Origin of the sequence: Microbacterium sp. ZXX196, from assembly GCF_009709595.1 — a bacterium.
In the GTDB taxonomy this organism is placed as follows: Bacteria; Actinomycetota; Actinomycetes; order Actinomycetales; family Microbacteriaceae; genus Microbacterium; species Microbacterium excoecariae.
On sequence record NZ_WMEE01000001.1, the window covers coordinates 246,129 to 266,706 of the forward strand.

The window sequence follows — 20,578 nt, forward strand, 5'->3', positions numbered from 1 at the left end:
CAGGCAGGCCGACCCTAGAGCGCGCGGCGCTCGGCGACGAGGCGCGCCACGCGTAGCGCGACGCCGATCGCGGTGACCGCCAGGCCGATCGCGATCGACTGCCACGGAAGCGTCGCGACGAGCACGACGCAGCCGATCGCCCCCGCGACCTGCAGGGCGCGGGGGTATCGGCGCACCGCGGGGCCCTGCCGGTGCGCCGCGACGTTGGCGACGAAGTAATACATCAGGACGCCGAACGACGAGAACCCGATCGCCCCGCGCACGTCCCCGACGAGCACGACCACGATGACGGCGGCCGCGATCGCGATCTCGGCGTGGTGGGGGACGCGCCGCGTGGCGCTCACGGCCGCGAGCGCGCGGGGGAGGTCGCCCTCGCGGGCCATGGCGAGACTCGTTCGCCCGAGGCCCGCCAGGAGGGCGAGCAGCGCGCCGAGGCTCGCGAGCGCGGCGCCGACCCGGACGACGGGGCCCGCCGCGTCCCACCCGGCGGCGGCCACGACGTCGGCGAGCGGAGCGGCGGATCCGGCCGCGCCCGATGGCCCGAGCGCCACGAGAACCGCGACGGCGACGACGGCGTAGACCGCCACGGCGCCCGCGAGCGCGACGACGATCGCGCGGGGGATGGTGCGGGCCGGATCCACGACCTCCTCGCCCATCGTCGCGATGCGCGCATAGCCCGCGAACGCGAAGAACATCAGGCCCGCGGACTGCAGGACGCCGTATACGCCGGCCGGAGCGCCGGCGTCGGCGGCCTGGCCGGCCGGACCCGCGGCGACGCCCGCCACGGCGACGACCGCGAGCGCGCCGATCACGAGCACGACAATGATCTTCGTCGCCAGCGCCGTGCGCGTGACGCCAAGCAGGTTGAGGCCCGCCAGCGCCGCGACGGCCGCCGCCGCGAGGGGCTTCTCCCACCCGGGGGCCACGTAGGCCGCGAACGTCAGCGCCATGGCGGCGGCGCTCGCGGTCTTGCCGATGACGAACCCCCAGCCGGCGACGTAGCCCCACCACGCGCCCAGCTCCGCGCGGCCGTAGGCGTACGTGCCGCCCGCGACGGGGTGTACGGCGGCCAGCTGCGCGGAGCTCGTCGCGTTGCAGTAGGCGACGAACGCCGCGATGACGAGGCCCGCGAGCAGCCACGCGCCCGCGGCCTCCGACGCAGGCGCGAAGACCACGAACACCCCCGCGCCGATCATCGAACCGAGGCCGATCGCGACGGCGTCCGGGAGTCTGAGGCGGCGGGCGAGCGTCGACGACATACGCCGAGCGTAGTGACGGCGCCCCGCGCGGGCGCGCGTCGCGCGCCGCGTGTCGTGCGCTGTTCACCTCGGGTTCGCCCGCGGCGGGCGACAGGCGGGTGGCAAGATCGACGTATGACGCTGATCCACTCCGCTCGCCTCGTCTCGTCGGGCGAGGTGATCGACGACGGCTGGATCCTCATGCGGGACGGCCGGATCGCGGCCCGCGGCGCGGGCGGGACGTGGCGCGAGGAGGCGGGGCCGGCGGGCCGCGTCGTCGACGCGTCCGGGCTCCTCCTCGCGCCGGGGTTCGTCGACATCCACGCGCACGGCGGGGGCGGCGCCAGCTACGACGGGGACGAGGCAGAGATCCGGCGCGCGCTCGAGACTCACCGTGCGCACGGCACAACGCGGCACGTCCTCTCGCTCGTCACGGCCTCCCGCCAGGACCTCGCGGAGCGGCTCGGCCGTGTGGCGTCTCTCGCGCGCGCGGATCCGCTGGTCGTGGGCGCGCACCTCGAGGGGCCCTTCCTCGACGCCGCGCACAAGGGCGCGCACGCGGAGCACCTCCTGCGCGCGCCGACCGAGCAGGAGGTCGCGGCCCTCCTGGCCGAGGCGGCCGGGGCCCTCGTGCAGGTGACGCTCGCGCCCGAGCTTCCCGGTGCGGCGGCCGCGGCGCGCCAGCTCCGGGCCGCCGGCGTGCGCGTCGCGGTCGGACACACGTCGGCCGACTTCGCGGGCGCCGCGGCCGCGTTCGACGCGGGCGCCACGATCCTCACGCATGCGTTCAACGCGATGGCGGCGATCCATCACCGCGCGCCCGGCCCCGTCGTCGCCGCGCTGTCGCGCGCCGACGTCACGCTTGAGATCATCAACGACGGCGTGCACGTGCACCCCGCCGTCGTGCGGATGGCGTTCGATGCCGCGCCAGGACGCGTGGCGCTCGTGACCGACGCGATGGCCGCCGCGGGGGCGCCGGACGGGGCGTATCGGCTGGGCGAGCTCGACGTCGCGGTCCAGGGCGGGGTCGCCCGCCTCGCGGGAGGCGGCGCGATCGCGGGCTCGACGCTCACGCTCGACCGGGCGATCGCGCGCGCCGTGGACGAGGCCGGCGTCGGCGTGGGCGAGGCCGTGCGGGCCGCGACGGAGGTGCCCGCGCGCGCCCTGGGCCAGGGCGACGCGTTCGGATCCCTGGACCCCGGCTTCGCGGCGGACGCCGTGCTCCTCACCCCCGGCTGGCGCGTCGTCGAGGTCTGGGGCGAGGGGCGCGTGCTTCACGCCGCCCGGTGACGCGCCAGGCGGCGCCCATGTGACGGGCGTCGCCGAGGGTCATAGACTGGCGGCGGGCGCTCGGCGCCCCACATCGTCACCTTCTAAGGAGTCATTCCGTGGCACAGATCGAAGCAGTAGGCGCTCGCGAGATCCTGGACTCGCGCGGCAACCCCACCGTCGAGGTCGAGGTCCTCCTCGACGACGGCATCGTGCAGAGGGCCGCCGTGCCCTCCGGTGCCTCGACGGGAGCCTTCGAGGCATACGAGCTGCGCGACGGCGACGCCTCGCGCTACGGCGGCAAGGGCGTGCTCAAGGCCGTCGAGAGCGTCGTGGACGAGCTCGGCCCGGCCATCGAGGGCCTCGACGCGTCCGACCAGCGGCTCGTCGACCAGGCCCTCATGGAGGTCGACGGCACGGCCAACAAGAAGCGCGTGGGCGCGAACGCCATCCTCGGCGTGAGCCTTGCCGTCGCGAAGGCCGCCGCCGACTCGGCCGACCTGCCTCTGTACCGCTACATCGGCGGCGCGAACGCGCACGTCCTGCCCGTTCCGGCGCTCAACGTCATCAACGGCGGCGAGCACGCCGACAACGGCATCGACATGCAGGAGTTCTTCCTCGTCCCGCACGGCGCGTCGTCGTTCGCCGAGTCGCTCCGCTGGGGCGCAGAGACGTACCACGTCCTGAAGAAGGAGCTGCTGAAGGGCGGCTTCGCGACGGGCCTCGGCGACGAGGGCGGCTTCGCCCCCGACCTGCCGAGCAACCGCGAGGCGCTCGACTTCCTGCTCGCGGCGATCGAGAAGGCCGGGTTCACGCCGGGCAGCGACATTGCGGTCGGCCTCGACGTCGCCTCGACCGAGTTCTTCGATAACGGCGTGTACCGCTTCGAGGGCAAGGACTGGAGCGCGGAGCAGCTCACGGGCTACTACGAGGAGCTGCTCGCCAACTACCCGCTCGTCACGATCGAGGACGCGCTCGCGGAGGACGACTGGGAGGGCTGGAAGGAGCTCACCGGCCGCATCGGCGAGAAGGTCCAGCTCGTCGGCGACGACCTGTTCGTCACGAACCCCGAGCGCCTGAAGCAGGGCATCGACCAGGGCGTGGCGAACTCGCTGCTCGTCAAGGTCAACCAGATCGGCACGCTCACCGAGACGCTCGACGCCGTGGCCATGGCGCACGGCGCCCGCTACACGGCCATGATGTCGCACCGCTCCGGCGAGACCGAGGACGTGACGATCGCCGACCTCGCGGTCGCCGTGAACTGCGGTCAGATCAAGTCCGGCGCGCCCGCTCGGAGCGACCGGGTCGCGAAGTACAATCAGCTCCTGCGCATCGAGGAGGAGCTCGGCGACGCCGCGACGTTCGCCGGTCGCGGCGCCTACCCGCGCTTCCAGGGCTGAGCGACATCACGCACGACGAAAGGGGAAGCCGCATGTCATCACGCGCGGCTTCCCCTTCGCGTTCGCCCCGCGTCGACGTGCGCGGCTGGCTCGCGGGCATCCGCCTCTCGGGATTCGCCGTGATCATGGCCGGCCTCGTGGTGCTGGGGGCGTTCGTGCTCGTGCCGTCCGTCGGCGGATACATCGACATGCGGCAGCAGATCGCGCAGGCGAGCGCCGGCGTCGCGGCGACGGAGGACGAGATCGCCGCCCTCGAGCTCGAGCAGGCGCGGTGGCAGGACCCGGCGTACATCATGACGCAGGCGCGCGAGCGCCTCTATTACGTGCTTCCCGGGGAGGTCGTGTTCCTCGTGCAGGACGACCTGCCGGCCGACGCGGCGGCGGCCACGGAGCCGGACGCCGTGGATCCCGAGGTCTCCGAGCGGGAGGACGACTGGATGGGATCCATGCTCCGCTCGGTCGTCGCCTCGGGGCTCGCCGAGCAGGCCACGGCGATCGACCCCGACGTCTTCCCCGAGGACTAGCCCCGACCGCCCCACCAGGGTTTCGTCGGGCGGGGCCGGTACCCTCGGAGGGTGACCACGCCCCCCTTTGACGCCGTCCGCCCCGCCGAGCTCCGCGTGCTCACCGCCCAGCTGGGCCGTGAGGTGCGCGGCGTCGTGGGCATCGCCGCGCGCTGCGTGTGCGGCAACCCGACCGTCGTCGCGACGGCCCCCCGCCTCCCGCAGGGCACGCCGTTCCCGACGTTCTACTACCTCACGCATCCCGAGGCCACGGCCGAGATGTCGCGCCTCGAGTCGGGCCAGCTGATGGTCGAGTTCACCGAGCTCCTGGAGGCGGACGCCGACGTGCGCGCGGCGTACGCGCGGGCGCACGCGGCGTACCTGGCGGATCGCGCGCAGTACGGCGACGTGGCGGAGGTCGAGGGCATCTCCGCCGGCGGCATGCCGACGCGCGTGAAGTGCCTCCACGCGCTCGCCGGGCACGCGCTCGCGGCCGGCCCCGGCGTGAACCCGATCGGCGACCTCGCGCTCGAGCGATCCGCCTGGTCGCCCGAGCGCTGCGCGTGCGCGGAGCCCGGCGCGGCGCTGTCCGAGGGCGACCCCGCGGCATGAGGCGGGCGGCCCGTGCGATCGCCGCGGCGTGCGCCGCGCTGGCGGTCGCGTGTGCCGTCGCGCTCCCCGGGGCCGCGGTAGCTGCGGAACGCACCCCCACGCCGACCCCGACGGAGGAGCCCGACCCGACCCGCGCGGCCGAGTACTGGCTCGAGGCCTACGGCATCGAGGACGCGTGGGACACCGCGCGCGGCCAGGGCGTGACGATCGCCGTAATCGACAGCGGCGTCGCGGCGGACATCGACGAGCTCGACGGAGCGGTCGCGGGTGGCACGGACGTCTCGGGCGTGGGGGCGGCCGACGGGCGCACGCCGCTCGGGAGCGACGTGCACACCCGGAGCCACGGCACCTGGGTCGCCTCGCTCGCGGCCGCGCGCGGCACGGGCGAGGAGGAGGGCATGATCGGCGTGGCCCCGGAGGCGGACCTCCTCGCCGTGTCCCTCGGGTTCGGATCCGTCAGCGACGTGCCCTTCTCGGACCAGGTGGCCGACGCGATGCGGTGGTCCGTCGACAACGGCGCCGACGTCATCAACCTGTCATTCACGACGAACCAGACGCAGTGGGACGAGAGCTGGGACGACGCGTTTCAGTACGCCTACGACAACGACGTCGTCGTGGTCGTCGCGGCGGGTAACCGCGTGAGCGGCACGACCATGGTCGGGGCGCCCGCGACGATCCCCGGCGTCCTCACGGTCGCCGGCGTGGACCCCGACGGGCGGGCGAGCGAGGACGCCTCGACGCAGGGCATCACGATCGGCGTCTCGGCGCCGAGCGAGCAGCTGCTCGGGATCAGCCCGACGGGGACGGTCGAGCAGTGGAGCGGGACGAGCGGATCCGCCCCGATCGTCTCCGGGATCGTGGCGCTCGTGCGCTCGGCCTACCCCCGCCTCGACGCCGTGAACGTCATCAACCGCATCGTGCAGACCGCGGATCCGGCCCCCGAGCAGACGGGGGAACGGGATCCGCTCTACGGGTTCGGGATCGTCGACGCGCGCGCGGCGATCGAGGACGACGTGCCGCTCGTCTCGGAGAACCCCATGGGCAGCCTCGCGGAGTGGGTGCGCATCAACCGCGCGGCGGGGAGCGAGCCGGAGGCCGCCGTGACCCCGACGCCCGACCCCGTCGAGCTGCCCGCGCTCCCGGCCGTGGACGGCCCCGCAGAGGCGGGGAGCCCGTTCCTCCCGTCCGCCGAGAGCCTCCGGGACGTCACGCTGCCGCTCGTCGCGCTCTCCGCCGCTGGTATCCTGTTCGTGCTCGGCGTCGTCGCAGTGTCCCGGCGCATTCGTTCGGCTCGCGCGCAGCGCGGGCCGAACCCCTGACAAGTCCAAGGAGATAAGTTTCCGTGCCCAAGATTCTCATCGTCGGCGGCGGATACGCCGGTTTCTACACCGCGTGGAAGCTCGAGAGGCACCTGCGAGCCGGTGAGGCCGAGGTCGTCATGGTCGACCCGCTCCCGTACATGGCCTACCTGCCCTTCCTCCCCGAGGTCGCCGCGGGCGCCATCGAGCCGCGTCACGCGGTCGTCTCGCACCGCCGCCACCTGAAGAAGACGCGGATCATAAACGCCAAGGTGACGGGCATCGACCACGCGAACAAGACGGCGACCATCTCGCCCGAGGGCGCGGAGCCGTGGCAGTACGAGTACGACCACATTGTCGTGACCGCCGGATCCGTCTCGCGCACGTTCCCGATCCCGGGTATCGCCGAGAACGCGATCGGCATGAAGTCGATCGAGGAGGCGCAGTACGCCCGCGACACGCTGATCGCGAACTTCGAGAAGGCCGCGGCGCTCCCGAAGGGCGACCCGCTGCGCAAGCGCCTGCTGACGACGGTCGTCGTGGGCGGCGGCTTCGCGGGCATCGAGACGTTCGCCGAGCTGCGCTCGGCGGCCAACGCGCTGCTCGAGAAGTTCCCCGAGATCGACTTCGAGGAGACCGAGTTCCACCTCATCGAGGCGATGGGTCGGATCATGCCCGAGGTGTCGCTCGAGACGGCCGAGAAGGTCATGAAGGACCTCGCCCGCCGCGGGGCGCACGTGCACCTCGACACGCAGTGCGCCGACGCCACCGACGGCGTCGTGAAGACGAACACGGGCGAGGAATACCCGAGCGACCTCATCATCTGGACCGCGGGCGTCATGGCCAACCCGCAGGTCGTGAACGGGAGCGACCTGCCGCGCGAGGCGCGCGGCCGCATCTCGGCGCAGGCCGACCTCCGCGTCGTCGACGAGAACGGCGTCGTGGTGGAGGGTGCGTGGGCCGCGGGTGACGTCTCGGCGGTGCCCGACCTCACGGGCGGCGGCGTCGGCGGCATGTGCGTGCCGAACGCGCAGCACGCCGTGCGCCAGGCCAAGCGGCTGGCGAAGAACCTCGTGGCCGTGCTGCGCGGCGAGGAGCCCGTCGACTACGTGCACAAGAACATGGGTGCGGTTGCGGGCCTCGGCCTGTACAACGGCGCCTTCCAGTCCGGGAAGATTGCGCTGACGGGCTTCTTCGCGTGGGCCGCACACCGCGGGTACCACGGCCTGGCGATGCCCACGTGGGAGCGCAAGTGGCGCGTGCTGTGGGGCTGGTACCACAACTTCTTCCTCGGCCGCGACCAGGTGCAGATCAAGGCCGTCGAGCGGCCGCGCGCCTTCTTCGAGGCGTTCGCGTCCCGGCCGAAGCCGAAGGCGGACGACGCGCAGGCGTGATGCCGCGCGCGGGGCGCCCCGGAGCAGGTCTGACGACCGCCGGGGCGCCCCGCGCGTATCCGGCCCCCGTAGCCCAATGGCAGAGGCAGCCGACTTAAACTCGGCACAGTGTGGGTTCGAGTCCCACCGGGGGCACCCCATTCGCGCGCCGGGCCGCGCTTTTGCCGCCCGCACGCGTCCCGACGGGCGATACTGGCGCGATGGAATCCGTGGCAACCTGGCTCGCGACCAAAGGCGATCTCTTCTGGACGTGGGTCGTGCTCCCCATCGTCGTTCTCCTCGGCCTGTATTTGACGATCCGGTCGGGCGTCGTGCAGTTCCGCCTCATCCCCGAGATGTTTCGCACGCTGGGGGATCGCACCCCCCGCGACGCGAACGGGGAGCTGCAGTCGGTCTCCGCGTTCCAGGCCTTCACGATCTCGGCGGCCTCTCGCGTCGGGACGGGCAACATCGCGGGCGTCGCCACGGCGATCGCCATCGGCGGCCCCGGCGCGGTGTTCTGGATGTGGCTGATGGCGTTCATCGGCGCGGCGTCCGCGTTCGCCGAGTCGACGCTCGCCCAGCTGTTCAAGGTGCGGGACCGCGACGGCTTCCGCGGGGGCCCGGCCTACTACATGCAGCGCGGCCTGAACGCGCGCTGGCTCGGCGTCATCTTCGCCGTCATCCTCATCGTCTGCTTCCCGTTCGCGTTCAGCTCGCTGCAGGCCAACACGATCGCCGCGGCGCTCGACGGAGCCGTCGCGTCGGCGACCGGCGGATCCGCGCCGGCGTGGCTGCCGTGGGTGGCGGGCGTCGTCGTCGCGCTTCTCACCGCGCTCGTCGTGTTCGGCGGCGTGCGTCGCATCGCGCACGTGACGCAGGCGGTCGTTCCGCTCATGGCGCTCGCGTACCTGCTCATCGGCCTCGCCGTCGTCGCCGTGTCGTGGGAGCGGATCCCGCAGGCCGTCGGGACGATCTTCGCCGACGCCTTCGGCTACAACGAGGTCGTCGGAGCGGCATTCGGATACATCGTGCTTACGGGCATCAAGCGCGGCATGTTCTCGAACGAGGCGGGGCTCGGATCCGCCCCGAACGCGGGCGCCAGCGCCGCCGTGACGCACCCGGTCAAGCAGGGCCTCGTGCAGTCGCTCGGCGTCTACTTCGACACGTTCCTCATCTGCTCGATCACGGCGTTCATCATCCTCACCGCCGTGCCCGACCTCGCGGGCGCGCCGGTGGGTCTCGAGCTGACGCAGATCGCGCTCGTCGGCGCCCTCGGGGGCTGGTCGCTCCTGGCTCTCGCTGTCATCATCTTCCTGCTCGCCTTCAGCTCGATCATCGGCAACTACTACTACGGCGAGGCGAGCATCGAGTTCATCTCCACCCGCCGGTCGGTGCTCATGGGCTACCGCGCGTTCGTCGTGATTGCGGTGCTTGTCGGATCCGTCCTGTCGGCCGACGTCGTGTGGAGCTTCGCGGACGCCGCGATGGGATTCATGGCGCTGACGAACCTCGTGGCGCTCGCCCTGCTGTCCGGGATCGTCTTCGCCCTCCTGAGGGATTACCAGCGCCAGCGCCGCGCGGGCCGCGACCCGGTCTTCACACGGGACCTCCTGCCCGGGGTGTCGGGCATCGAGTGCTGGCAGGACGAGCTCAGCGTGACGGGGCCGCTCGAGGTCCCGCACCGCCGCTGACCGCCGTGCCGAGGTTCGGGAAGCGCATCCTCGCGCCGCGGGACGGGATCACGGCGGCGCGCCTGCGCGCGCCGGGCGGGTCCGCCACGCACGCGCAGCGCGACGATCCGGTGCCCGCGAGCGTCGGGGAGTGGCTCGCGGAGGTCGTGCTGCCGCGGACGCTGGGGCGCGAGCAGGCCTTCGGCGCGATCCCGATCGGCCCCGCGTACTTCACGGGGCCGGGCGAGCTGACGGATCAGGAGGGTCGCCGCGTCGCGCTCGAGGATCCGCTCATCCCCGGCGGCTTCTACGTCTTCCACAAGCCGGTCCTCCCCGAGCGGCGCGTGCCGTTCGAGGTGCGCATCGTGCATGAGGACGCGGATCTCCTCGTCGTGGACAAGCCGCACTTCCTCGCCTCGACGCCGAACGGGCTCTTCGTGCGCGAATGCGTCGTCACCCGACTGCGCGTCGAGCGGGGCGAGGACGACCTCGTCGCGATCCACCGGCTCGACCGCGTGACGGCGGGTCTGCTCGCGCTGTCCCGCCGCCCCTCGACGCGCGGCGCGTACCAGCGGATGTTTCAGGAGCGCGGGATGCGGAAGACCTATCGCGCCCTGGCGTTGCTTCCGGACGGCTGGCGCGAGGGCGACCCGCTTCCGCTCGGGGCGGAGCGCGGCGAGGAGGTCGTCTATCGCTCCCGCCTCGTCAAGCGCGACGGCCAGCGCCAGGTCGAGGAGGTGCCGGGGCCCGACAACGCCGTGACGGGGATCCGCCTCCTCCGCACCTTCGCGCACGCGGGCCGCCGGGTGGCAGAGTTCCGTCTCGCGCCGTACACGGGCAAGACGCACCAGCTGCGCGTGCACATGAACGCTCTGGGGCTGCCGCTGATGGGCGACCCGGTGTATCCGGTGGACACGGATCCGGATCCGTACGACTTCTCCCACGAGCTCCAGCTGCTGGCGGCGGAGCTCGCCTTCCGCGACCCGTTTACGGGCGCCGAGCGCCGCTTTGCGTCCGGCCTCGCGCTCGACGCGGCGCGCGCCTGAGCGGCCGCGGGGCGGATTCGCCTCCCGCGCCGTGTACGCTATCCGGAAGCAAGGGGAGTACTCCCGCCTGCGGCGCACGCGTCAATACGGACACAACGAGGTCGTCCCGCGGCGCCGGCCCGGTCACCGCCGGGACGGAGGAGACCTTGGCGTCATTTCCGTGCCACCCACCCCGAGGAGTCCTGCATGGACGTCAGCCCCCTAACCTGGGCGATCACGATCGCCGTCACAATCGCGTTCTTCGTGTACGAGTTCTTCGCGCACGTCCGCACCCCGCACGAGCCGACCGTCGGCGAATCCGCCCGCTGGTCGGTCTTCTACATCGGCCTTGCGCTCCTGTTCGGCGTCGGCATCGGCGTCGTCTCCGGCTGGGGGTACGGCGGCGAATACTTCGCCGGCTACCTCACCGAGAAGGCGCTGTCGATCGACAACCTGTTCGTCTTTCTGCTGCTCATGACGAGCTTCGCGGTGCCGAAGAAGTACCAGCAGAAGGTCCTCATGATCGGGATCGTGATCGCGCTCGTCATGCGCGGCGCGTTCATCGCTCTGGGCGCCGGGCTCATCGCGAACTACTCGTGGATCTTCTACATCTTCGGCGCGCTCCTGCTGTTCCTCGCGTATCGCCAGGCCTTCGGCGACGACGACCACAACCCCGCCAACGGGCGCTTCATGCGCATCGTGCGGCGGTTCCTTCCGGTCAGCGACGTGTACGACGGCGACCGGCTCACGACGGTGCGCGACGGGTCGCGCCTGGTCACGCCCATGTTCATGACCATCGTGGCGATCGGATTCATCGACCTCGTCTTCGCCGTCGATTCGATCCCTGCGATTTACGGCCTCACGGAGGAGGCGTACATCGTCTTCACCGCGAACGCGTTCGCGCTCATGGGGCTACGACAGCTGTTCTTCCTCATCGGCGGGCTGCTCGAGCGGCTCGTGTACCTCGCGCAGGGGCTCGCCGTGATCCTCGCCTTCATCGGCGTCAAGCTGCTGCTGCACGCGCTCCACGTCAACGAGCTGCCGTTCATCAACGGCGGCGAGCACGTGGAGTGGGCGCCGGAGATCCCGATCTGGTTCTCGCTGCTGTTCATCGGCGCCACGGTCGCCGTGGCCACGGTGGCGAGCCTGGCCAAGACCCGTCGCGACGAGGTCCGCGCCGCCGAGAGCGAGTAGATCCGCGGCCGATAAGGACGCGACCCCCACCCCCTCGATGCGAGGGGGTGGGGGTCGCGTCAGGAGGCGATTAGTGGCCGACGTGCGGCGCCGCGTCGTCCTCTTCCGGCTTGCGGATGAAGAACGCCAGGACGACCGGCACGAGCGCGATGAACGCCGCGACGAGGAAGGCGGCCTGCGCGCCCGGCGCGCCCGCCTCGGGGGTCGACAGGCCCTCGAGCTCGCCCGCGTGCAGGTACGTCGAGTAGATCGAGATGAGCAGCGCGGTCCCCGCGGCGCCCGCGACCTGCTGCAGCGTGTTGAGCGCCGCGGATCCGTGCGAGTACAGCCGGCGCTCGAGCGAGCCGAGCGACGCGGAGAACAGTGGAGTGAAGGATCCGGCGAGCCCCAGCGACATGATCATCTGGATGCCGACGAGCATCCAGACGGGGGTGACCACCGTGGCCTGCGCGTAGAAGAACATCGCGGCCGCGATCATGATCGTGCCCGGGATGAGGAGCGTCCGCGGCCCGCGGGCGTCGTAGATCCGGCCCATGACGGGGCCGAGGACGCCCATGAGGATCGAGCCCGGAAGCAGGACGAGACCCGACTGGGTCGCGTCGAGCCCGACGACGTTCTGGAGGTACTGCGGCAGCAGCGAGAACGTGCCGAACATCGACAGCGCGACGACGGCCATGATGATGACGGACAGAACGTAGTTGCGCGAGAGAAAGACCCGCATGTCGAGCAGGGCGTCGTCCTTCTTCTGCAGCACGAGCTGACGCCACACGAACAGCGCGAGGAACACGACGCCGGCGGCGATGATGATCCACGGCAGCGCGCCGGGGCCGGAGGATCCGTCCGCGCCGTGCCCGCCGAACTGGCTGAGACCGTAGACGATGCCGCCAAAGCCCAGGGCGGAGAGGATGATCGAGGCGACGTCGATGGGCGCGTGCGTCGTCTCGCCGAGGTTCGTCATCCACTTCGCGCCGAGGCCCATCGCCACGAGCGCGATCGGCAGGATGATCCCGAAGAGCCAGCGCCAGCCGAGCGTGTCGAGGACGACGCCCGAGAGCGTCGGGCCGATCGCGGGGGCGAGCGACATGACCATGCCGACGCGGCCCATCATGCGCCCACGGGAGCGGGCCGGGACGACGTTCATCATGGTCGTCATGAGCAGCGGTATCATGACGCCGGTTCCGGCGGCCTGGATGATGCGCCCGACGAGGAGCGTGAGGAATCCGGGGGCGACGAGGCACACGAGCGTGCCGAGCGCGAACGCCGAGATCGCGGCGAGGAACACCTGGCGCGTCGTGAAACGCTGCAGGAGGAAGCCCGTCGTGGGGATCACGACGGCCATCGTGAGCATGAAGGCGCTCGTGAGCCACTGCCCCTGCTCAGGCGGAATCCCGAGCGTGACGTTCAGCTCGGGAATGGCGATGGCCATCGTCGTCTCGTTGAGGATGGCGACGAAGGCGGCTATAAGGAGCAGCCAGATGACCCGCATCCCTGCGGGGTCGATCGTGTCGTGCGTCGCGCTCGAGGCGCGCACGGGTCCGGTTCCGGTCGTCAAGAAGTACTCCGTGTATGAAGGGTCCGAGTCCGCCTCGGGCCAGGCGAAAAGGCGCCTCGCAGGCAGACGTTCAAGACTAACCGCCCTTCGGTTTCCAGCATTCCGTTCCCCGCGAGATTTACGCGGATTTCACCCCCTCCGCGCGGGCATAGGCTCGAGCCGTGAGCATGGGACGACCGATGGGTGGAGGGCGCGGGATGCGGCCGATCGACGAGCGCGCGCAGCGCCGGCTGAACGCGGAGGCGCCGCGCGTGGATCACCTGGGCTCTCGCGTCGCGGGACTGTTCCGCCCCTACGTGCCGCGCATCGTCGTGACGGCTCTCCTCGTCGTGATCGGGGCGGCGCTCGGCGTCGTGCCGCCGCTCGTGATTCAGCGCGTCTTCGACGACGCGCTCTTTCCCGCCTCCGGCGGCGTGAACATTCCGCTCCTCGCCGCGCTCGTCGGGCTCATGATCGGGCTCTACGTCGCGAGCGCGCTGGTCCAGGTGGTGCAGACGTGGTTCACGGCGAGCGTCGGCAACCGCGTCACGGGCGACCTGCGGGTCCGCATGTTCGAGCACCTCCAGTCTATGGAGCTGTCCTTCTTCGCGCGCACGAAGACGGGCGTGATCCAGTCCCGGTTGCAGAACGACGTCGGGGGCGTGTCCGGGGTCCTCACGAGCACGGTTACGAGCATTCTCGGGAACACGGTCACGGTGATCGCCTCGATCGTCGCGATGGCCCTCATCGACTGGCGGCTCACGATCCTCGCGCTCGTTGTCATGCCGCCGCTCGTTCTCATCCAGCGCCGCGTGGGGCAGGTGCGCGCGCGGATCGCGTCCGAGACGCAGCAGTCCCTGTCGGAGCTGACGGCCATCACGCAGGAAACCCTGAGCGTGTCCGGCATCCTGCTGTCCAAGTCGTTCAATCGCCAGCGCGCGGAGCTGGCCCGCTACGCGGCGGAGAACGACAACCAGATCGCGCTCCAGGTGCGCCAGACCATGAGCGGGCAGGGCTTCTTCGCGGTCGTGACCGTCCTCATGTCGGCCATTCCCGCGATCATCTACCTGGCGGCGGGCTTTCTCATCGCGGGCGACGTCGGATCCATCACCGCCGGCGCCATCGTCGCGTTCACGACGGTGCAGGCGAGGCTCCTCATGCCGCTGACGAGCCTCATGCGCGTCGCTCTCGAGGTGCAGACGTCGGCGGCGCTGTTCGCGCGCATCTTCGAGTACCTGGACCTCACGCCCGCGATCGTCGACCGGCCGGATCCGCTCCCGCTGGCTGCCGCGCCAGGGCCGCTCGGGCGCATCGAGTTCCGGGACGTCACATTCCGATACCCCGATGCGTCGGCCGAGTCCGCCCCGACGCTCGATGGCGTGAGCTTCGTCGCGGAACCCGGGCAGCACGTCGCCTTCGTCGGTCCGTCCGGGGCGGGGAAGACCACCGTCCTCTATCTCACGCCCCGCCTGTATCTCGCGGCCCAGGGATCCGTCCGCTTCGCGGGCGCCGACGTGCGGGACCTGGCCGGCGAGGACATCGTCGATCACGTCGGCATCGTGAGCCAAGAGACCTACCTCTTCCACGCGACGATCCGGGAAAACCTCCGCTACGCGAAGCCCGACGCGACCGACGCCGAGATCGAGCGCGCCTGCCGCCAGGCGAACATCCACGAGCGCATCGCGGGCTTCGAGGCGGGGTACGAGACCGTCGTCGGCGAGCGTGGGTATCGGCTCTCGGGCGGCGAGAAGCAGCGGATCGCGATCGCGCGCGTGCTCCTCAAGGATCCGCCCGTCCTGCTCCTGGACGAGGCGACGAGCGCGCTCGACACGGTGAGCGAGCGCGTCGTGCAGGAGGCCATCGCCTCGGCGGCGCGCGGGCGCACGACCCTGACGATCGCGCACCGGCTGTCGACGGTCATCGGCGCCGACGTCATTCACGTGCTCGACGGCGGGCGCATCGTCGAGTCCGGGACCCACGAGACCCTCGTGCGGGCGGGCGGGCTCTACGCGGAGCTCGCGGCCGAGCAGCTCGCGACGGGGCGCGCGCTTGAGTAGGGCGCCCTACGCGGACAGCGGGCCGCGGTCGGCCATCTCGACGTCAGCGTTGTATCGGAACAGCCGCGCGGGTCGGTGCGGGCCCGTCCGGAACCCGTCCGTCGGGAGCAGGGCCTCGGATCCCTCGAGCAGGCGCCGAAAGTTGGACGGATCGAGCCGCCGGCCGAGCACGGTCTCGTAGACCTGCCGCAGCTCGGCGAGGGTGAACTCGTCGGGCAGGAGGCCCGCCGCGATGCGGCTGTATCCGACCTTGTTGCGGAGCCGCCACACCGCGTAGTCCACGATCCGGTTGTGGTCGAAGGCGAGCGCGGGCAGGTCGTCGACGTCGAACCACGTGACGTTCTCCGGGGCGTCGGCCGCGGCGCGCTGCCGCTCGACGAGGTCGCTGCGCAGCAGCGCCCAGTACACGACGGAGACGACGCGGGTGGGGGAGCGGTCGACGTCGCCGAACGCGTAGAGCTGTTCGAGCCAGCTCGCCTGCAGCCCCGTGGTCTCGCCGAGCGTGCGCCGCGCGGCGTCTTCGAGCCCCTCGGCGCCGCCGAGCCACCCGCCGGGGAGCGCCCACCTGTCGGCGAACGGCTCGCGAGTGCGCCGGACGAGGGGGATCATCAGCACGTCGCCGTCCGGGCGGGCGCGGAGCGAGAAGATCACGGTGGACACCGCCACGCGGATATCGTCGTCGCCTGTGCTCGTCACACCGCGAGCCTACCCACCGCCGCCGCGAGCGCCTCGGCGACCGGGCCGAGAGGCCGCGTATCGTCGTGCGCCAGCGAGAACCGCACGGCCGTGCGGGCCTCGTCGGGCGTGAGCCCCAGCGCGAGCAGGACGGGGGACGGATCCGTGCTCCCCGCGCGACAGGCGGATCCGCTCGACGCGATCACCCCGTCGCGCTCGAGCTCGACGAGGAGCGCCTCGCCGTTGACCCCCGGCACGCAGAAGCTCGCGATCGACGGCAGGCGCTCGGTTGGGTGACCCGTCAGGACGACCTGGGGGATCCGCGCCTTCACGTCGCGGACGAACGCGTCCCGGAGGTCGCGGACGCGTCGCGCGTTGTCCTCCCGGTGCGCCTCGGCCGCGGCAAGCGCCGTGGCGAGCCCGACGGCGCCCGCGACCGACTCCGTGCCCGCGCGGCGGCCGCGCTCCTGGCCGCCCCCGTGCAGGAGCGGCTCGACGGGGATCCGCGACCGGATCGCGACGAGCCCGGTGCCCTGCGGGGCGCCGATCTTGTGGCCGGCGAGCGAGACGGCGTCGGCGCCGAGGGACGACAGCGGCAACCAGCCGGCGGCCTGCACGGCGTCGAGGTGCAGCGGCACGCCCGCCGCGCGGCAGACGGCCGCGATCCGGGCGGCGGGCTGGACGGTCCCGATCTCGTTGTTCGCGAGGCCGACCGTGACGAGCGCCGTGTCGTCGGTGAGCGCGGCCGTGACGTCGTCCGGGTCCACGCGCCCCGCGCGGTCGACGGGGACGACCGTGACCCGCGCGCCGTGGAGGCGCTCGAGGTAGGCCACGGACCCGCGGACGGACGAGTGCTCGATGGGCGTCGTCACGATGTGCCGGCCGCGGGCGGCGAGGGCGATGCCCTTCACCGCCAGGTTGTTCGCCTCCGTGCCGCCGGAGGTGAACACAACGTCGGCGGGCCGCATCCCGACGACGGCGGCCGCGACCCGGCGGGCGCGATCCAGGGCGGCGTGCGCGGCCCGGCCGAGGTCGTGCGCGCTGGAGGGGTTGCCGTACCCGGTCGTGAGAAATGGCGCGATCGCGGCGCGCACCTCCGCCGTGACCGGCGCCGACGCGGCGTTGTCGACGTAGCGCATCAGGCGACGCGGACGTCGAGCCCCAGGTCGATCGCGGTGGCCGAGTGCGTCAGCGCGCCCACCGAGATCACGTCGACCCCTGTGGCCGCGATCTCGGCTACGCGCCGGAGCGTCACGCCGCCCGAGGCCTCGACCTGCGCGCGCCCCGCGACCTGCTGGACGCCCGCCCGGAGATCCGGGAGCGAGAAGTTGTCCAGGAGGATCGTGTCTACGCCCGCCGCGAGCACGGGCTCGATCTGGTCCAGCCGGTCGACCTCGACGACGACGTGGGCCGTGTGGGGGAGGCGGGAGATCCCCGCGCGGAGCGCCTCCGTCAGCGACGCGCCGCTGGCGGTGAGGACGACCAGGTGGTTGTCCTTCACCATGACCGCGTCCGACAGGGAAAACCGGTGGTTGGCGCCCCCGCCCGCCCGGACGGCCGCGCGCTCGAGGACGCGCAGGCCCGGCGTCGTCTTGCGCGTGTCGGCGATGCGTACGCCGGTGCCGGCGACGGCCGCGACGAACCGCGCGGTCAGGGTTGCGACGCCAGAGAGCCGCTGCGCGAGGTTGATCCCGACCCGCTCCGCCTCCAGCACGCTCCGCGCCGGCCCCGCGACGCGCGCGAGCACGTCGCCCGGCTGGAAGGGGGTGCCCTCGGCGGCCACCTCGAACACGCGGATGGCCGGATCCGTGAGCGCGAACGCGGCGCGGAACGCGTCGCCGCCGCTAAAGACGCCCGCCTCGCGGGCGACGAGGTCCGCCGTGGCCGTCGAGGGTTCGGGGAGGAAGGCGGCGGCCGTGAGGTCGCCCCAGGGGGCATCCTCGCGCAGCGCGCGGGCGACGATGTCCTCGACGAGCCCTCGCGCGGTCACGCGGCGGCCCTCGCGTCGTCGTCCGTGCGCGCGTGCGCGCCCACGGATCCGCGCCGGCGAGCGGCCGCGTCGACCACGGCCCGCGCGACCGCGAGGAGGTTGCGATCCTCCTGTGTGGCGCTCGTGCCACCCCACGCGGCGAGGGTGCGCCGCGCGTCGGCGAGGCCGCGGGCGTCGCGGAACAGCCCCGCGGCCGCCCACATCACGGCCTGCAGCTCGGCGCGGGTGAACGCTCCTCCCTCTCCCTCGGCCGGCGGGACGGGATCCGGGCGCCGCGGCGCGGACAGCGGCGCCGTCGCCGCGTCGCGGCCGGCCCGGGCGCCGAAGACGGCGCCCTCGAGGAGGGAGTTCGAGGCGAGGCGATTCGCCCCGTGCACGCCCGTGCGCGCGGTCTCGCCCGCGGCCCACAGGCCCGCGACCGTCGTGCGCCCATCGAGGTCGGCGACCACGCCGCCCATGAGGTAGTGCTGGGCGGGGGAGACCGGGATCGGCTCGCGCGACCAGTCGAGCCCCGCGCGCCGGGTCGCGGCGTCGATCGTCGGGAATCGGCGGGCGAGGAACGCCCGGCCGAGGCCCGTCGCATCCAGGAGCGCGGGGGCGCCGTCCTGCCGCGCCTCGACCCGGGCGAGCGCGCGGGCGACGGCGTCGCGCGGGGCGAGGTCTCCCGCCGGGTGTATCCCCGCCATCACGGGGCGCCCGTCGCGGTCGACAAGCCGGGCGCCCTCGCCGCGGACGGCCTCAGAGACGAGGAAACGCCCCCCGCGGGCGAGAACGGTGGGGTGGAACTGCACGAACTCCATGTCGCCGACGCGGGCGCCCGCCCGGAGGGCGACGGCGATCCCGTCGCCCGTCGCGACGGCGGGGTTCGTGGAGGTCGGGTACGCCTCGCCGATCCCGCCCGTGGCGAGGATGACGGCGTCTGCCTCGAGGATCCGGCCGTCCGTGAGGAGCACCCCGCGGGCCCGGCCGCGATCGAGGAGGAGATCCGCGACCATCGCGCCGGAGCGCAGGCGGATCCCCCGGGCGCGGCACGCGTGAAGCAGCGCGCGGGAGATCGCGCGGCCGGTCGCATCCCCGCCGGCGTGAAGGATGCGGGTCCGCGAGTGGGCGCCCTCGCGACCCCGGGCGAGGGCGCCCGCGGCGTCGCGGTCGAACGCGACGCCCGCGTCGGCCAGGGCGCGGACGGCGCCGGCGGATCCGTCCACGAGCGCGGCGACCGCGCGAGCGTCCGCGAGCCCGGCGGACGCGGCCATCGTGTCGCGGGCGTGCGCGGCGCGGTCGCCCGCGTCCACGGGGCAGGCGATGCCGCCCTGCGCGTGCCAGGTGGATCCGCCCGCAGGGTCCGCCTTCGTGACGATCTCGACCTCCGCCCCCGCCGCGTCCGCGGCGAGCGCCGCCGCAAGGCCCGCGACGCCGCTGCCGACGATAAGCACCCGCGTCATGAGGGGGTCGCCGCGAGCATGCGTTCGAGCGCCACGCGCGCCGGCCGGGCGACCTCGCCCGTGACGCGGATGCGGTTGACGACCTCGCCGTCCACGAGCTTCTCGAGCGCCCAGGCGAGGTAGGCGGGGTGGATGCGGTACATCGTCGAGCAGGGGCAGACGACGGGGTCGAGGCAGAAGATCGTGTGCTGCGGGTTCTCGGCCGCGAGCCGGCGCACGAGGTTGATCTCCGTGCCGATCGCGAACGTCGTGGGCTCCGTGGCGCCCTCGATCGCGCGGCGGATGACGTCGGTGGATCCCGACTCGTCCGCCGCGTCGACGACGTCCATGGGGCACTCGGGATGCACGATGACGCGCACCTCGGGGTGCTCCGTGCGCGCCTGGTCGATCTGCGCGACCGTGAAGCGGCGGTGGACCGAGCAGAACCCGTGCCAGAGCAGGACCCGCGACGCGCGCACGTCGCCCTCGGAGGATCCGCCGAGGCGCCGGCGGGGGTTCCAGAGCGGCATCTGGTCGAGGGGGATGCCCATCGCCCGTGCGGTGTTGCGGCCCAGGTGCTGGTCGGGGAAGAAGAGCACGCGCCGGCCGCGGGCGAGCGCGGTCTCGAGCACCGCGCGGGCGTTTGAGGAGGTGCACACGATGCCGCCGTGGCGCCCGACGAACCCCTTGATCGCGGCCGAGGAGTTCATGTACGTCACGGGCACGACGGGGACGAGGCCGTCCTCGTCCGGCTCGTCGAGGGGCCCCAGCACGTCCTCGAGCTGCTCCCAGCAGTCCTCGACCTCGTCGATGTCCGCCATGTCGGCCATGGAACACCCCGCGCCGAGGTGCGGCAGGACCACGGCCTGGTCGGGTCCCGAGAGGAGGTCCGCCGTCTCCGCCATGAAGTGCACGCCGCAAAAGACGATCGCCTCGGCCTCCGGGTGCTCCGTCGCCGCGCGCGCGAGCTGGAAGGAGTCGCCGACGTAGTCCGCATGCTGGACGATCTCGTCGCGCTGGTAGAAGTGCCCGAGGATCACCGCGCGCTCGCCGAGGGCCTCCTTCGCGCGGCGGATCCGGTCGTGCAGCTCCTCGTCGGACGCCGCGCGATAGGACGCGGGCAGCTCGCCCTGGACCGGCGACGCGGGCGGGAAGGCGTCCGCCATCGACGAGCCGGGGCCGTACCCGGGAACGCGGTCAAACTCCCAGGGCGGCGCCTGGAGGTCGGTCGTGCAGGAGTCGTCCGTCCCGGCGGCGAGGGCGGCGGCCACGGAGGCGTCGGCGCGGGAGGCGAGGGTGATGCGGGTGGCGGGCATGAG

17 protein-coding genes and 1 tRNA gene are annotated in these 20,578 nt (G+C 72.7%); 11 read left to right on the forward strand and 7 right to left on the reverse strand.

What is annotated here, in order from left to right; all coding sequences use genetic code 11:
- Positions 1-14: 14 nt before the first annotated feature.
- The gene (locus GJQ66_RS01095; RefSeq protein WP_155047512.1) at positions 15-1,259 is read right to left on the reverse strand and encodes an APC family permease; all 1,245 of its coding nucleotides are present in this window, start codon (positions 1,257-1,259) and stop codon (positions 15-17) included.
- A 114-nt stretch (positions 1,260-1,373) separates the two neighbouring features.
- Here GJQ66_RS01095 and nagA point away from each other — a divergent pair, with 114 nt between their 5' ends.
- From nagA to GJQ66_RS01145, 10 genes are all read left to right on the forward strand, one after another.
- Positions 1,374-2,528, forward strand: a complete 1,155-nt coding sequence (gene nagA / locus GJQ66_RS01100; RefSeq protein WP_155047513.1) for an N-acetylglucosamine-6-phosphate deacetylase — start codon at positions 1,374-1,376, stop codon at positions 2,526-2,528.
- A gap of 98 nt (positions 2,529-2,626) precedes the next feature.
- Positions 2,627-3,907: a phosphopyruvate hydratase gene (gene eno, locus GJQ66_RS01105; protein WP_368732505.1), complete on the forward strand. Its 1,281-nt coding sequence runs from the start codon at positions 2,627-2,629 to the stop codon at positions 3,905-3,907.
- Between the two features lie 32 nt (positions 3,908-3,939).
- Complete coding sequence (locus tag GJQ66_RS01110; protein ID WP_155047514.1) at positions 3,940-4,431, forward strand: septum formation initiator family protein; 492 nt, start codon at positions 3,940-3,942, stop codon at positions 4,429-4,431.
- Between the two features lie 51 nt (positions 4,432-4,482).
- A complete protein-coding gene (locus GJQ66_RS01115; protein ID WP_368732506.1) occupies positions 4,483-5,022 on the forward strand; it encodes a DUF501 domain-containing protein in 540 nt (179 codons plus the stop codon).
- Positions 5,019-6,341 (forward strand): S8 family serine peptidase, encoded by a 1,323-nt coding sequence (locus GJQ66_RS01120; RefSeq protein ID WP_155047515.1) that lies wholly within the window; start codon positions 5,019-5,021, stop codon positions 6,339-6,341. Before GJQ66_RS01115 ends, GJQ66_RS01120 begins: the two co-directional genes overlap by 4 nt.
- Before the next feature lie 23 nt (positions 6,342-6,364).
- Positions 6,365-7,714: an NAD(P)/FAD-dependent oxidoreductase gene (locus tag GJQ66_RS01125; RefSeq protein ID WP_368732507.1), complete on the forward strand. Its 1,350-nt coding sequence runs from the start codon at positions 6,365-6,367 to the stop codon at positions 7,712-7,714.
- Between the two features lie 62 nt (positions 7,715-7,776).
- Positions 7,777-7,849: transfer RNA gene (locus GJQ66_RS01130), tRNA-Leu, on the forward strand.
- Positions 7,850-7,914: 65 nt separating this feature from the next.
- Complete coding sequence (locus tag GJQ66_RS01135) at positions 7,915-9,387, forward strand: sodium:alanine symporter family protein (RefSeq protein ID WP_155047516.1); 1,473 nt, start codon at positions 7,915-7,917, stop codon at positions 9,385-9,387.
- Positions 9,388-9,392: 5 nt separating this feature from the next.
- Positions 9,393-10,412, forward strand: coding sequence for a pseudouridine synthase (locus GJQ66_RS01140; RefSeq protein WP_368732508.1), 1,020 nt, complete (start codon positions 9,393-9,395; stop codon positions 10,410-10,412).
- A 186-nt stretch (positions 10,413-10,598) separates the two neighbouring features.
- Positions 10,599-11,585 (forward strand): TerC family protein, encoded by a 987-nt coding sequence (locus GJQ66_RS01145; RefSeq protein ID WP_155047517.1) that lies wholly within the window; start codon positions 10,599-10,601, stop codon positions 11,583-11,585.
- Between the two features lie 70 nt (positions 11,586-11,655).
- On the opposite strand, the gene GJQ66_RS01150 is transcribed toward GJQ66_RS01145, so the two are convergent.
- Positions 11,656-13,071 carry an MDR family MFS transporter gene (locus GJQ66_RS01150; protein WP_155047607.1) on the reverse strand — a complete coding sequence of 472 codons (1,416 nt, stop codon included), beginning with the start codon at positions 13,069-13,071 and terminating at the stop codon, positions 11,656-11,658.
- Positions 13,072-13,304: 233 nt separating this feature from the next.
- On the opposite strand from GJQ66_RS01150, the gene GJQ66_RS01155 reads away from it, so the two are divergent.
- Positions 13,305-15,173: an ABC transporter ATP-binding protein gene (locus GJQ66_RS01155; protein ID WP_155047608.1), complete on the forward strand. Its 1,869-nt coding sequence runs from the start codon at positions 13,305-13,307 to the stop codon at positions 15,171-15,173.
- 6 nt (positions 15,174-15,179) lie between these two features.
- Here the strand turns inward: GJQ66_RS01155 and GJQ66_RS01160 are convergent, their stop codons facing one another.
- The 5 genes from GJQ66_RS01160 to nadA are packed head-to-tail and all read right to left on the reverse strand — an operon-like array spanning position 15,180 to position 20,575.
- The gene (locus tag GJQ66_RS01160; RefSeq protein ID WP_368732509.1) at positions 15,180-15,869 is read right to left on the reverse strand and encodes an NUDIX domain-containing protein; all 690 of its coding nucleotides are present in this window, start codon (positions 15,867-15,869) and stop codon (positions 15,180-15,182) included.
- On the reverse strand, positions 15,866-16,987 hold the full coding sequence (locus tag GJQ66_RS01165) for a cysteine desulfurase family protein (protein WP_155047518.1): 1,122 nt from the start codon (positions 16,985-16,987) through the stop codon (positions 15,866-15,868). Before GJQ66_RS01165 ends, GJQ66_RS01160 begins: the two co-directional genes overlap by 4 nt.
- Positions 16,987-17,838, reverse strand: a complete 852-nt coding sequence (nadC, locus tag GJQ66_RS14525) for a carboxylating nicotinate-nucleotide diphosphorylase (protein WP_368732510.1) — start codon at positions 17,836-17,838, stop codon at positions 16,987-16,989. Before nadC ends, GJQ66_RS01165 begins: the two co-directional genes overlap by 1 nt.
- Positions 17,835-19,280, reverse strand: coding sequence for an L-aspartate oxidase (nadB, locus tag GJQ66_RS14530; protein WP_155047520.1), 1,446 nt, complete (start codon positions 19,278-19,280; stop codon positions 17,835-17,837). Before nadB ends, nadC begins: the two co-directional genes overlap by 4 nt.
- Positions 19,277-20,575 (reverse strand): quinolinate synthase NadA, encoded by a 1,299-nt coding sequence (gene nadA, locus GJQ66_RS01180; RefSeq protein ID WP_155047521.1) that lies wholly within the window; start codon positions 20,573-20,575, stop codon positions 19,277-19,279. Before nadA ends, nadB begins: the two co-directional genes overlap by 4 nt.
- Positions 20,576-20,578: the final 3 nt, after the last annotated feature.

Bases quoted from the DNA above. Each gene is read 5' to 3' on its own strand.
- nagA (WP_155047513.1), top strand. From the start codon at position 1,374: ATGACGCTGATCCACTCCGCTCGCCTCGTCTCGTCGGGCGAGGTGATC.
- GJQ66_RS01120 (WP_155047515.1), top strand. From the start codon at position 5,019: ATGAGGCGGGCGGCCCGTGCGATCGCCGCGGCGTGCGCCGCGCTGGCG.
- nadA (WP_155047521.1), bottom strand. From the start codon at position 20,575: ATGCCCGCCACCCGCATCACCCTCGCCTCCCGCGCCGACGCCTCCGTG.
- GJQ66_RS01145 (WP_155047517.1), top strand. From the start codon at position 10,599: ATGGACGTCAGCCCCCTAACCTGGGCGATCACGATCGCCGTCACAATC.
- GJQ66_RS01135 (WP_155047516.1), top strand. From the start codon at position 7,915: ATGGAATCCGTGGCAACCTGGCTCGCGACCAAAGGCGATCTCTTCTGG.
- GJQ66_RS01155 (WP_155047608.1), top strand. From the start codon at position 13,305: ATGGGACGACCGATGGGTGGAGGGCGCGGGATGCGGCCGATCGACGAG.
- GJQ66_RS01165 (WP_155047518.1), bottom strand. From the start codon at position 16,987: ATGCGCTACGTCGACAACGCCGCGTCGGCGCCGGTCACGGCGGAGGTG.
- GJQ66_RS01110 (WP_155047514.1), top strand. From the start codon at position 3,940: ATGTCATCACGCGCGGCTTCCCCTTCGCGTTCGCCCCGCGTCGACGTG.
- GJQ66_RS01095 (WP_155047512.1), bottom strand. From the start codon at position 1,259: ATGTCGTCGACGCTCGCCCGCCGCCTCAGACTCCCGGACGCCGTCGCG.
- nadB (WP_155047520.1), bottom strand. From the start codon at position 19,280: ATGACGCGGGTGCTTATCGTCGGCAGCGGCGTCGCGGGCCTTGCGGCG.
- GJQ66_RS01150 (WP_155047607.1), bottom strand. From the start codon at position 13,071: ATGCGGGTCATCTGGCTGCTCCTTATAGCCGCCTTCGTCGCCATCCTC.